Source organism: Streptomyces bohaiensis, assembly GCF_012033785.1.
Lineage (GTDB): Bacteria > Actinomycetota > Actinomycetes > Streptomycetales > Streptomycetaceae > Streptomyces > Streptomyces bohaiensis.
Genome location: NZ_JAAVJC010000155.1, coordinates 1 through 11,310 on the forward strand (window position 1 = coordinate 1; position 11,310 = coordinate 11,310).

Below are 11,310 nucleotides of genomic sequence, written 5' to 3' on the forward strand. Positions count from 1 at the left end.
GCCGCCGCGGGCCCCGCGCCACCGGCCGCCGCGACCAGCGGCAGCACCGCCCACCCCCACGGTCCGGACCACAGCCCCACCTCGGCGAGGAGCCCCGGCCCGTCCCCGGCCGCGGACTGCGACACCCCGGCGGCCAGGGCCACCGCCCACAGCACGGCGAGCACCCCGCCCGCAGCGCGCCTGCCGCCCGGTCCGGCGGCTGACCTCCCCGCACCCCGCTGCACCCGGGCGGCGAGCGCCGTACCGGCCAACCCCACCGCGGCACCGCAGAACGCGCCGGCGGGCACCATCAGCGCGGGGACGCCCACGCCGAACGCGTGCCACAGGAACCCGCCGGCCGCGCCCGCCACCGCCCCCAGTACGCCGGTGACCACCCAGGAGGCGAGAAGGCGGGGCAGCAGCAGCGCCCGCCGCGACACGGGATGGGCCACCAGCCAGCTCAACGCGGCCTGCTCCACCTGCACCGGGCCGTGCCACCGGCCTCGCGCGCCGAGCAGCGCCACCACCGTCGCGACCAGCGCGGGGAGGACAGCAGGAAGCAGCTCCGGCAGCCGACCGGCGGCGGTTCCGTCGAACTGTCCGTCCGTCGCGGCCCCGGCCAGTGCGATCAGCGGCGGCAGCCCCCAGATCGCCGCCAGCAGCGCCGCGCAGTACCAGCCGTAGAGCGCGCTCCGGCGCCGCCTGCGACGTTCCCCGGAACGGGCCTCGTGCAGCAGACCGAGGACGGCGCCGGTGGTGCCGGCGGGCGGCACCACGTCCGGAGCGGCGGGCTGCGGGCGGCTCGCCGCTCCTCTCCTCACGGTCCGCTCGGTCACCGGCGGCTCGGTCCTCGGCGGTTCAGTCATCGGCGGTGTCCGCATCGCTGACCGGGCGCAGCTGCGGGCTGCCGTCCTCCGTGAAGGTCAGCACTCTGTCGGCGACCTCGTGGGCGAGCTGCCGATCATGCGTGGCGAACAGCACCGCACCGCCGGCGGCGCGCGCCGCCGCGATCCGTGCGGCGATCCGCCCTCGCCCGGCCGTGTCGATCCGCTGCTCCGGCTCGTCCAGCAGCAGCAGTTCGGCGGGCGGTCGCACGAACGCCTGCGACAGCATCAGCAGTTGCGTCTGCCCGGCGGACAGCTCCCGGGGCAGGGCGTCCGCCCGCGCCGCGATGTGGAGTTCGGCCAGCACCTCGTCCACCCGGTCGGCGGCGTCCTCACCGAGGCCGTGGGCCAGCGCGACCAGCAGCAGATGCTCCCGCACGGTCAGGTCGGGGTAGCCGATGCCGCTGTCCAGGACGGCGGCGACGGCGCGGCGCTGCGCGGGGTCGTCCTCGTCGGCGGTCCGACCCAGGACGGTCACGGTGCCCGCGTCGGGGGTCTCGCGGCCCGCGACCAGCCGCAGCAGGGTGGACTTGCCGGAGCCGTTCTCCCCGAGGAGGGCGACGCAGCTGCCGCGCTCCACCGTCAGCTCCACGTCGCGCAACACCATCGGGCCGTCGTAGCCGTGGCTGACGCCGTCGAGCACCACCGCGGGAGCCCCCGGCTCCGCACCGGACGCCCGGCGGTCCGCCCCGCCCGTCAGCCGCCGCAGGCGCTGCCCGATCCCCATCCGCGTCCCTTCCTCGCACCGGCCGAGCGAACGACGGCCCGCTTCATCCTGGCACCGCCCCGGGCGCGCCGGGAAAGAGCCTCAACGGAAACGCCCCCGAACCCGACGCGGCGAGCGCGGTGGGGTCCGGGGGCGCGGGCAGGACAGGGCTCAGCCGTCGAGCGCGCCCGACCTCACCCCGGCGACGAACGCGGCGAACGCACCGGCCGGAACGGCCAGCGAGGGCCCGGCCGGGTCCTTCGAATCACGCAGCGGGACCGTGGAGTACGACGCGGCAAGGTTGGTGGCGACCTCTACGCAGGCGCCGCCGTTGCCGCTGTAGGAGGACGCGAACCAGCGGGGGGAGTCGGCAGTCACAGGGTGGCCTTTCGTAGCTTCTCGATCATGGCGACAGACGCAGCTTGGGGTAAAGCTTCTGCTTGTAGTTGATGGTAAGCGGTCAGCATCCGCACGACGGAGGCACTTTCTCGCTCCAGTTGACCGTGTTGTGCGGACTCCGCGTAGCTCATCAGCGAGCGGTCCGGCATGGTCAGGATGTAGAGCGGGAGGCTGAAAGGCCGTCGAGGTCCCATGGCAAAGGGCGCCACCTGAAGCAGCGTGTGCGGCTCCTCCGCAAAGGCCAACAGCCGATCGAACTGCGCCCTCATCTCCTGCGGGGTCCCCATCGGACGATAGATACAGCCTTCGTCGATGACCACGTGGATGAGAGGTAACGGGGTTCGGTCGAGCGTCGCCTGCCGCCGCGCCACGATCTCCACTCGCTCGGCGGCCTGCTCGGGCGTGATCGCTCTTCGCCGTACCGCATCCGCTTCGAGAGTCGTCGCATACTCGGACGTCTGCAGCAAACCGGGGATGACTCCCACCTCGAACAGCCTGATCTCAGCGGCTCGCGCCTCGTGGGTCAGGTACTCCGGAAACCCTTCGATGAAGGCGCTGCGTCGCACACTTCGCCCCTGGCGCTCGAACCGGTCCCCCGTGCCGAACACCGCATCACACCGTGCGGAGAAGCGTTGAGTCGGTGTACGACGACCAGTTTCCACCGCGGAGACATGACTCCCCGTGCATCCGATTCGGGCACCCAGCTCCTCCTGGGTCCACCCTCGTTCATCCCGCATGCTGCGCAGACGTTGCCCAAAGGCCGCCGCAGCGGACGCATCGGGGTCAATGTCCTTCCGGTTCATTACTCTCCCGTGCACTCATCAATCAGAAGGCGCAAGTTGATGGGACGGTCGACTCTAGGTCACGCTGAACCAGTCCGGTAGTGGAAGAGCTACGGAACGGAGTGGTCGTGCGTGGTGACCGCGAGACCCCTGGTACGAGCCCCTATGAGCAGGGGCCGGAGAAGCCGAAGCCGATCACCAACGGCACAGATATTGAACAGATGTCCCTTGATGACCTCCGTCGCATAGTGGCCACGCTGAGACGGTCCATCGACGCCCACTTCAGGGAGTTGGACAACCAGTGATCGACCGTTCCCACGGCGCTGCACGGCACGTTTCCCGGATCCGCCGTCGGCCGGCTCAACGCCCCGATGCCGCTCGGGTCGTACGCGGTGAAGGACAACCCGGCAGGGGACAACAGGATGGCGCTCCTTACCTCCGCCAACGGGGCATGACGTGAGAGCCGGACAACTGGTCGACGGCTACTGGGCGGAGGCCGTGGTGCGTTCGTCGGAGCTCGGTCGCGACTGGTACCTGGCGGGGGCGTGGCTCGACACCCCGGACCGCGCCGTGGACTGGCTCCACGATCTCGCCGCCCGCCTGGCACGGGCCCTCGAAGCACCCGACCCCGGCGGCAGCGGTCACACCCCGCACCCCGTCGCCGCCGTCTTCCGGGAGTGGTCGGCGGACGCCGCGTTCCGCTCCGTGCAGTGCGCGGCGCTGGCCGACCTGCACCCGATCAGCGCCAACGCCCGGGGCCGGGACCGGGTGCACGGCTCCGGCGAGGCGGACGTCCTCTACTCGCTCTCCGCCCGCCCGATCCTGCGGCCCGTCCCGCACGGGTGACCCCGACCCCGCCCCTGCCGGGACGAACCCGCTGGTTCCCCCACCCCGCAAGGCCCCGGCAGGGGCGGTTGCCCGCCGCCCGACCCGACACACCGGTGGAGGCGCCGCGGGCCAGAATCCAGGAGCGGCGGTGTCGTCCGGGCCGAGCAGACGTGCTGTGCCGCTGCCCGCGGCCCGCGCGGTGGCCGGGGCGAGGGGCGGGTCAGCTCGCGGCAAGCGCGGCGTTGATCGCTTCGGCCATCGGCGCGCTGGAAGCCGGATTCTGTCCGGTGACGAGGTTGGCGTCCTGGATGGTGAAGGGCTGGTAGGGGGCGCCCTGCTCATGCCGGGCGCCGCGCTCGCGCAGACGGCTCGCCAGCAGCCAGGGAGCGTTGTCGGCGGTGCCGAACAGGCGCTCCTCCTCGTCGGTGAACGCGGCCATCCGCCGGCCCGCGAAGACCCATTCGCCCTGCTCGTCGACGGCGGACAGCAGCGCGGCCGGGCCGTGGCAGACCGCGCCGACGATCTTGCCGGTGCGGTCCGTCTCGACCAGCAGTCGGCCCAGGTCCGCGTCCTGGAAGAGGTCGACGAGGGGGCCGTGTCCTCCCGGCAGGACCACGGCGTCGTAGTCGGAGGCCGAGACCTCCTCCAGCTTCAGCAGCGGCCCGTAGTCGCCGAGCGCCTGCTGCGCGTGGGCCACGTGCCGGGCACAGTCCTCACCGGCGACCGCCGGGTCGGCGCTGTGCTGGTCCAGGGGCTGCAGCACGCCCCGGGGGGAGGCGAAGTCGACGGTGTGGCCGGCGCGGACGAATGCCTCGTGCGGCGCGGCGACCTCCTCCGCCCAGTAGCCGGTGGGGTACTGCGAGCCGTCGGTGCGCTCCCACACGTCGGCTGCGGACATGACGATCAGAACACGGCTCATGACTGGCTCCTCGGGTTCTCGGCTTCTCGGCTTCTCGGTGTCAGCCGGCCACCTGTGTGACCGGGCGGTCGGATCGGCTGATCCGTCGGCTCTTCCACTGTGGGCCGTCCCGGCCGCCCGAGGGCGGGCGTCATCGGCCCTGGCCTTCCTGCGTGAGCCCTGCCTAGGACTGACAGTCCCCTGTTGCGATGGCCGTGGCCGCGGCGGTTCGGCCACACTGGAGCCATGGCCGCCTCGAACCGCGAACTCGCCGACTTCCTGCGTCGGGCCCGGGCGCAGTGCGATCCGGCGCGCGCGGGGCTGCCGCCGGACACCCGCGTACGCCGCGTGCCCGGCCTGCGACGCGAGGAGGTGGCACGCCTGGCCGGGGTCTCCGCCGACTACTACGCCCGCCTCGAACAGGGACGACACATCGCCCCCTCACCCGCGGTGGTCGAAGCGTTGGCCCAGGCGCTGGAGCTCGACACCGCCGGCCGTGCCCACCTCAACGACCTCCTCGGTACCGCCACCGCTGCTCCCCGACGCCGGCGACCGCCAACGGTCCAACGCCTGCGTTCCGGCCTCCACCAACTGCTGGATTCCCTGGAGGGCACCCCCGCCCTGGCCCTGGGGCGCCGGGGAGACGTCCTGGGCATCAACCGACTGGCCAAGGCGCTCTTCACCGACTTCGACGCCCTGCCTCCGGCTCGACGCAACTACACACGGTGGCTCCTCCTCGATCCGGAAGCGCGCACCCTCTTCGTCGACTGGGAGCTCCAGGCCCGCGCAGCCGTGGAGAACCTCCGCCTCGACGTGGGTCGCACCCCGGACGACCGGGCCGTCCAGGACCTCGTCACCGAACTGCGGGACAGCAGCGAGGAGTTCGACCACTGGTGGCGGCAGCACCGTGTGCACCAGCGCACGCATGGCTCCAAACGACTGCTCCACCCGCTCGTCGGCGAGATGACCGTGCAGTACGAGACGTTCGCCCTCCCCGGAGACACCGAGACGGCTGTCTTCCTCTACAGCACCGAAGCGGGCTCCCCGTCCCGCGCGGCACTCGACCTCCTCACCTCCTGGGCGCTCACGCCGACCGTCCCTTCCGGCGAGTCCTGAACCCCGTGAGCCTCGTTCACCCAGCCGCCACCGGGCCGGTCACACGTGGCCGCCGTCGAGCGGGAGGTCGATGCCGTTGGCCAGCCGGTTGTCCAGCAGGAAGCGGCAGGCGTCGACGACGTCGGCCATGACGCCGAGTTCACCGGTCAGCGACTCGCTCCGGAACTTTGCGAGGGCACCGGCCAGTTGTTCGTTTCCTTCCCAGAACGGGGTGTCCTGGATCGGCCCCGGGTGGATCGCGTTCACCCGCACCGGCGCCAGCTCGACGCTGAGGGTGCGGACCATCCCGGTGACGGCGGCGTTCACGGACGTCAGGGTCGTCGAGCCGGGGTACGGGTAGTCCTTGGCGCCGCCACCGAAGAGCAGCACCGCCGCCTCCGGCGCCAGCCGTTCGGCCAGCGCGGCGACGACGGCCGTGTAGCCGACGACCTTGGTGACCGCCAGCTCGCTCGCGGTCGCGACGTCGAAGCCGGCGAGGGTGTTGCGGTCCCGCACCATGCCGACCAGGGCGAGCCGGTCGACCTGCCCCACCGGGGCGAGCGCCGCGGCGACGGTCTCCGGACGGCTGAGGTCGAGCGCCAGCCCGGTGGCCTCACCGGTCGGCGCCTCCCCGGCCTTGGCCGCCTCGGCGGTGAGTTCGGCGGCCACGGCCTCGGCCCGGGCCGCTTCACGCCCGGTGACGACAACGTTTGCGCCGTCGCGCAGGTAGGCACCGGCCAGTTCCCGGCCTATGCCCCGGGTGGCGCCGACAACGACAACGTGGGACATCTGAGGTTCGACCTTCCGTCGAGCGGGGTGTGACGTTCACCCGTCCGCTGCCCACGAACGGGGCGGCCGAGCTGTCGGCGCCGGTTCTGTCTCAATACCGACCGTCCTTCGTGACGGGCCCGACCGCCGGCGCACCCGAGCCGCAGCCCCGGCCGCCGCGACCGGCCGCGGTCGGCGCTGGCCGGCACCCACGTCCCGGACCGTCGCGGCGCAACCCCCGGGGCGCCGCGTGCAGATACGTCGACACCTCGCCCCGGGCGCCACCCACTCCGCAGGGCTCAGCCGTCGAGAGCGCCGGAGCTCACCCCGGCGACGAACGCGGCGAACGCACCGGCCGGAACAGCCAGCGACGGCCCGGCCGGGTCCTTCGAATCACGCAGCGGGACCGTGCCAGTACGGGCCGCGGCACGCGGAGCCCACGCAACGCAATTGCCGCCGTTGCTGCTGTAGCTGGAGCTGACCCACTGCTGCGGGAGTTCGATGGTCACGGTGTGCCCTTTCGTGGCCCGGCGGAGCATCCCCACAGGGCTGCCCGGGAGAGGAGCCCGGCATGCGGGCAAGCGCAGGTACGCGTCAGGAAACCGCCGAGGCCGCGTTCCGGCCGATCCTGCGGCCCGTACCGCACAAGCGCTCCTGCACGGGTGATGTCCCGTCCGGTTCACCGGGCGGGACATCACCCGTGCAGGAGCGCTTGCGCACAGGCCGCCGCCGACGGGTAGCGGGCGTGGTCTGCCGTGTCAGTGCCGTGCGAACCGGCTCAGCGCGTCGAGCACCGACGGAGCGAGGGTGTCCGGGTGGTCGGCGTCGTGCAGCAGGTGGTCCACCCCGGGCAGCACCACGCGGCCCGGCTTACCGGCGTGGGCCTGGCGCAGCGCGGTCGTCAGGGCGTCCGTCGTGGAGCACGGGATCTGCACGTCGTTCGTGCCGCAGGTCAGCAGCACCCGGGTGCCGGGCCGGAGCGCGGCGGCGGTGTCCGGCGGGTAGACGGCGTCGTCGCTCTCCACGAACCGGGCGCTGGGGCCCTGGAACGCCTCGAAGAGGGCGGCGATCACCTGGGGCAGGTCGGTGGTGTCGACCGGCCGGCCTTCGCGGAGGGAGGTGACGGCGGCGTCAACGGCCGCGTTGATGGCGCGTTGCTCCTTCCGCGTGAACTGGCCCTGCCGGGTCGCTTCGGCCACCTGGTCCTTGAGCTGGAGCGCGACCAGGTCGAGCATGCGGATCGCCTGCGGCTGGAGGAGGGCCAGACCTGCCGGGCGCGGGTGGGCGGTGCCGCCCAGCAGCAGGGCCGTCATGGCGCCTTCGCTGTGGCCCACGACCGTCAGCGCGCGCGGGTCCGTCTCCGGCTGGTCCCGCAGCGTCTCGTAGGCGGCCTGCGCCTGGCGGACGAACGCCGGGTAGTCGAGGTCTTCGGGGCGGCCCTCGTAGGCGCCGAGTCCGGTGCGGCCGGTGCCGTACTTGTCGAACCGCAGCGTGGCGACCCCGTCCTCGCCGAGGGCGTCCGCCAGGTGCGCCAGGGTGTTCGGTGTGGTCACGGGCGGCTGGTTGCCGTCGCGGTCGGTGGGTCCGCTGCCGGGCAGCAGCAGGGCCGCCCGCAGCCGCTTCCCCGTGCGGTGCTCGGGCACGTGCAGGGTGCCGTACACGGTCGTGCCGTCGGCCGTGAAGACGACCTCGCGGTCGACGGCGGGCGCCAGGCGGGGGGAGGCCGCCGCTGCCGGGGTGGCGGAGACGAGCGCCAGCGCCATGAGCGCGGCGGCGATGTGTCGAAGCATCAGCCTGACTCCTTCAGACGAGGGCGTTCTCCACCAAGGCAACAGTCGCGCGGGGGTCGGAGACCTGGAGGACCAGGCGTGCGTACTTCTCGTCGGCGAGTTCGATCACGACGGCCTTCGTGGCGTCCTTGACGTCCCAGAAGACCTTCTCGCCGTCCTGGTGGAACGTTCCGGCGATGATCACACCGGGGACGTGAGCGCCCGGTGCGCGAACTCCCTTCGGCTCGGCGGCGATACCGGGATCGGCGGTCGCGCCTCGGACGTTGGCCAGCGGGATGCTCATCCCGCCCTTGAAGGCCCAGAGCTTGCTGAGCCCCTCGATCACGACGACGAGCCTGTCGCCTTCTATCCGTACCAGTGCCATACCGGATCCCTTTTCAGCTGAGAAGGCCGACGTATCGAGTCAGCGCGGTGGCCGCGTTGTCGGGGTTGCCGCGCAGCAGGATGCCGAGCGCGGCAGCGGTGAGAGCGGCGGCCAGGTCGTCGGGAACCCCCAGCGCGCCGGCGATCGCCCGGTCGACGGCGGCCAACGCCGCCGTCACCTCGGAGGCGACCTCCTCGTCGACCGGAGCGCGTTCGACCGCGGCCAGCAGGAGCAGTGCGAGATCGGCCGACGCGACGAGCCGCAGCGCGTCCGTGGCGTCCGACGCGTCGGCGAGCGCGTCGCACAGCGGGTTCACGTCGTCCACGAGATGGCGACGCAGCGCGATCAGGTAGAGGCCGCGCTTGCTGCCGAACGTCTTGTAGAGGCTGTTGCGGTGCACGCCGAGGTGATGGACGAGGTCGTCCACGGAGACCCCGTCGTACGCGCGCTCACCGAACAGTCGCACAGCGGCACGCACCGCTTCGTCCTCGTCGAACGCCCTTGGCCTACCCACGAGCACTACCCTAGATAGTTGAGGAACGATCAGTCAAGAACGCTCGTTCCTTAATCGTGGACCGCGCCACCGAGACGCGCTCGTGCAGGTGCCGTGCCGCGCGGACCTCGCCGGACGCCCGCGCGCCGCGCGGACCCGACGCCGCGCGCACCGCCCCGATGTCAGTCGTGGCTGCCACGATGCGCAGCGAGTGGCATGCGTGGAAGCCGGGCCACGCCCCATCCGACTACCGGGCTCCGAGCTTCGGTCGCACCCCCGCAGCTGCCGCGCGGTGACCCCGCGCGCACCGACCACGAACGCCATGCTTTCCCGTGCCCCCGGCGCCTCCTCGCGCCTGCGCTCCTACGGCCGGGGGATGTTGCGGAGGTTGGAGCGGGCGATCTGGGCCATGCGGCCGACGCCGCCGTCGAGCACCATGCGGGAGGCGGAGAGGGCGAAGCCCTTCACCATCTCGGCCTGGATCTTCGGCGGGATGGACAGCGCGTTGGGGTCGGTGACCACGTCCACCAGCGCCGGGCCGTCGTGGCGGAACGCCTCCCGGAGCGCGTCACGCAGGTGCTTCGGCTTCTCGACCCGGACGCCGTGGGCTCCGCAGGCGCGGGCGACGGCCGCGAAGTCGGGGTTGTGGTTGTCGGTCCCGTAGGCAGGCAGGCCGCCGACCATCATCTCCAACTCGACCATGGAGAGAGCGGAGTTGTTGAAGACCACGACCTTCACCGGCAGCCCGTACTGGACCAGCGTCAGGAAGTCGCCCATCAGCATGGAGAACCCGCCGTCGCCGGAGAGGGTGACCACCTGCCGCCGCCGGTCGGTGAGTTGGGCGCCGATGGCCTGCGGAACGGCGTTGGCCATCGAGCCGTGGCTGAACGAACCGATGACCCGGCGGCGGCCGTTGGGGGTGAGGTAGCGCGCCGCCCAGACGTTGCACATGCCGGTGTCGACGGTGAAGATCGCGTCGTCCGCGGCCTCCTCGTCCAGCACCGAGGCGACGTACTCGGGGTGGATGGGGACGTGCTTCTCCACCTTGCGGGTGTACGCCTTGACGACGCCCTCCAGGGCGTCGGCGTGCTTCTTCAGCATCCGGTCCAGGAAGCGGCGGTCGGTGCGCGGCCGGACCCGGTCGGTCAGGCAGCGCAACGTCTCGCGGACGTCGCCCCAGACGGCGAGGTCGAGGCGGCAGCGGCGGCCCAGGTGCTCGGGGCGGACGTCCACCTGGACGATCCGTACGCCGGGGCGGTCGTCGGGGAGGAACGCGTTGTAGGGGAAGTCGGTGCCGAGCAGGATCAACAGGTCGCACTCGTGGGTCGCCTGGTAGGCGGCGCCGTAGCCGAGCAGTCCGCTCATGCCGACGTCGAACGGGTTGTCGTACTGGATCCACTCCTTGCCGCGCAGCGCGTGCCCGACGGGGGCGTGGACGCGGCCGGCGAACCGCATCACCTCGTCGTGGGCGCCGGCGGCGCCGGCCCCGCAGAACAGGGTGATGCGCTCCGCCTGCTCGACCAGGTGGGCGAGCTGGTCGATCTGGTCGTCGGCCGGGCGGACGGTGGGCCGCCCGGTGACGAGGGCGTGCCGCTCGGGCTTGTCGGCGGCCTCCTGCCCGGCGATGTCGCCCGGGAGGGTGACGACACCGACGCCGCCCTGGCCGATGGCGTGCTGGATGGCGCTCTGCGCCACACGCGGCAGCTGCTCGCGGGTGGAGACCAGCTCGCAGTAGTGGCTGCACTCCTGGAAGAGCCGGTCGGGGTGGGTCTCCTGGAAGTAGCTGCTGCCGATCTCGGCGCTGGGGATGTGGGAGGCCAGCGCGAAGACGGGCGCCATCGACCGGTGCGCGTCGTAGAGACCGTTGATCAGGTGCAGGTTGCCGGGGCCGCAGGAACCGGCGCAGGCGGCGAGCCTGCCGGTGATCTGGGCCTCGGCGCCCGCCGCGAAGGCGGCGGTCTCCTCGTGCCTCACCTGCACCCACTCGACGCGGTCGGTGCGGCGGACGGCGTCCACGACGGGGTTGAGGCTGTCGCCGACGACGCCGTAGATCCGCCGCACGCCGCTGTCGGCGAGCGTCTCCACCAGCTGGTCGGCCACGGTCTGCTTGGCCATCGGGGGCCCGCCTCTCGGTAGTCCGCCCGGCGCCGGCGCGCGGGGTCGGGTACGCGCGGGGGTTCCCGCGGGCGGCCGCCGCCGGACGGCGACGGGCCACTCCGTCATCGTCGGTTCCGCCCGGCGCGCTCGCATCCGCTGTGACCCGTGGCGGGGACCCCGCGCCCGCCCTGACCGGGCCCGGCGTCGCGGGCGCCCGGCGGGGGGGG

General features: G+C 72.6%; 13 protein-coding genes. 2 read left to right on the forward strand and 11 right to left on the reverse strand.

The genetic code is table 11. From position 1 onward, the window contains the following. The 4 genes from HCN52_RS16390 to HCN52_RS16405 form a co-directional block, all read right to left on the reverse strand. On the reverse strand, positions 1–815 hold an 815-nt coding region (locus HCN52_RS16390; protein WP_312876731.1), incomplete at its 3' end, for a DUF6297 family protein. A 22-nt stretch (positions 816–837) separates the two neighbouring features. Next, on the reverse strand, positions 838–1,590 hold the full coding sequence (locus HCN52_RS16395) for an ATP-binding cassette domain-containing protein (RefSeq protein ID WP_168089199.1): 753 nt from the start codon (positions 1,588–1,590) through the stop codon (positions 838–840). Between the two features lie 150 nt (positions 1,591–1,740). After that, complete coding sequence (locus HCN52_RS16400) at positions 1,741–1,947, reverse strand: DUF397 domain-containing protein (RefSeq protein ID WP_168089200.1); 207 nt, start codon at positions 1,945–1,947, stop codon at positions 1,741–1,743. Then, positions 1,944–2,771, reverse strand: coding sequence for a helix-turn-helix domain-containing protein (locus tag HCN52_RS16405; protein ID WP_168089201.1), 828 nt, complete (start codon positions 2,769–2,771; stop codon positions 1,944–1,946). Before HCN52_RS16405 ends, HCN52_RS16400 begins: the two co-directional genes overlap by 4 nt. 435 nt (positions 2,772–3,206) lie before the next feature. On the opposite strand from HCN52_RS16405, the gene HCN52_RS16410 reads away from it, so the two are divergent. Beyond that, positions 3,207–3,596, forward strand: a complete 390-nt coding sequence (locus tag HCN52_RS16410; RefSeq protein ID WP_168089202.1) for a hypothetical protein — start codon at positions 3,207–3,209, stop codon at positions 3,594–3,596. A 202-nt stretch (positions 3,597–3,798) separates the two neighbouring features. Here HCN52_RS16410 and HCN52_RS16415 read toward each other — a convergent pair whose 3' ends face one another. Further along, positions 3,799–4,497 (reverse strand): type 1 glutamine amidotransferase domain-containing protein, encoded by a 699-nt coding sequence (locus tag HCN52_RS16415; protein ID WP_168089203.1) that lies wholly within the window; start codon positions 4,495–4,497, stop codon positions 3,799–3,801. Positions 4,498–4,722: 225 nt separating this feature from the next. Here HCN52_RS16415 and HCN52_RS16420 point away from each other — a divergent pair, with 225 nt between their 5' ends. After that, entirely contained in the window at positions 4,723–5,592 is an 870-nt protein-coding gene (locus HCN52_RS16420; RefSeq protein ID WP_168089204.1) for a helix-turn-helix transcriptional regulator, read from the forward strand. A gap of 39 nt (positions 5,593–5,631) precedes the next feature. Here the strand turns inward: HCN52_RS16420 and HCN52_RS16425 are convergent, their stop codons facing one another. The 6 genes from HCN52_RS16425 to HCN52_RS16450 form a co-directional block, all read right to left on the reverse strand. Further along, positions 5,632–6,360 carry an SDR family NAD(P)-dependent oxidoreductase gene (locus HCN52_RS16425; RefSeq protein ID WP_168089205.1) on the reverse strand — a complete coding sequence of 243 codons (729 nt, stop codon included), beginning with the start codon at positions 6,358–6,360 and terminating at the stop codon, positions 5,632–5,634. Between the two features lie 278 nt (positions 6,361–6,638). Then, positions 6,639–6,848 (reverse strand): DUF397 domain-containing protein, encoded by a 210-nt coding sequence (locus HCN52_RS16430; protein ID WP_376767141.1) that lies wholly within the window; start codon positions 6,846–6,848, stop codon positions 6,639–6,641. 249 nt (positions 6,849–7,097) lie between these two features. Then, a complete protein-coding gene (locus tag HCN52_RS16435; protein ID WP_168089206.1) occupies positions 7,098–8,129 on the reverse strand; it encodes an alpha/beta hydrolase family protein in 1,032 nt (343 codons plus the stop codon). 13 nt (positions 8,130–8,142) lie between these two features. Then, positions 8,143–8,493: a hypothetical protein gene (locus HCN52_RS16440; protein ID WP_168089207.1), complete on the reverse strand. Its 351-nt coding sequence runs from the start codon at positions 8,491–8,493 to the stop codon at positions 8,143–8,145. Between the two features lie 13 nt (positions 8,494–8,506). Further along, positions 8,507–9,007, reverse strand: a complete 501-nt coding sequence (locus HCN52_RS16445) for a TetR/AcrR family transcriptional regulator (RefSeq protein ID WP_168089208.1) — start codon at positions 9,005–9,007, stop codon at positions 8,507–8,509. A gap of 342 nt (positions 9,008–9,349) precedes the next feature. Then, entirely contained in the window at positions 9,350–11,101 is a 1,752-nt protein-coding gene (locus HCN52_RS16450) for a pyruvate dehydrogenase (protein WP_168089209.1), read from the reverse strand. Positions 11,102–11,310: the final 209 nt, after the last annotated feature.

Bases quoted from the DNA above. Each gene is read 5' to 3' on its own strand.
- HCN52_RS16395 (WP_168089199.1), bottom strand. From the start codon at position 1,590: ATGGGGATCGGGCAGCGCCTGCGGCGGCTGACGGGCGGGGCGGACCGC.
- HCN52_RS16405 (WP_168089201.1), bottom strand. From the start codon at position 2,771: ATGAACCGGAAGGACATTGACCCCGATGCGTCCGCTGCGGCGGCCTTT.
- HCN52_RS16415 (WP_168089203.1), bottom strand. From the start codon at position 4,497: ATGAGCCGTGTTCTGATCGTCATGTCCGCAGCCGACGTGTGGGAGCGC.
- HCN52_RS16420 (WP_168089204.1), top strand. From the start codon at position 4,723: ATGGCCGCCTCGAACCGCGAACTCGCCGACTTCCTGCGTCGGGCCCGG.
- HCN52_RS16425 (WP_168089205.1), bottom strand. From the start codon at position 6,360: ATGTCCCACGTTGTCGTTGTCGGCGCCACCCGGGGCATAGGCCGGGAA.
- HCN52_RS16435 (WP_168089206.1), bottom strand. From the start codon at position 8,129: ATGCTTCGACACATCGCCGCCGCGCTCATGGCGCTGGCGCTCGTCTCC.
- HCN52_RS16440 (WP_168089207.1), bottom strand. From the start codon at position 8,493: ATGGCACTGGTACGGATAGAAGGCGACAGGCTCGTCGTCGTGATCGAG.
- HCN52_RS16450 (WP_168089209.1), bottom strand. From the start codon at position 11,101: ATGGCCAAGCAGACCGTGGCCGACCAGCTGGTGGAGACGCTCGCCGAC.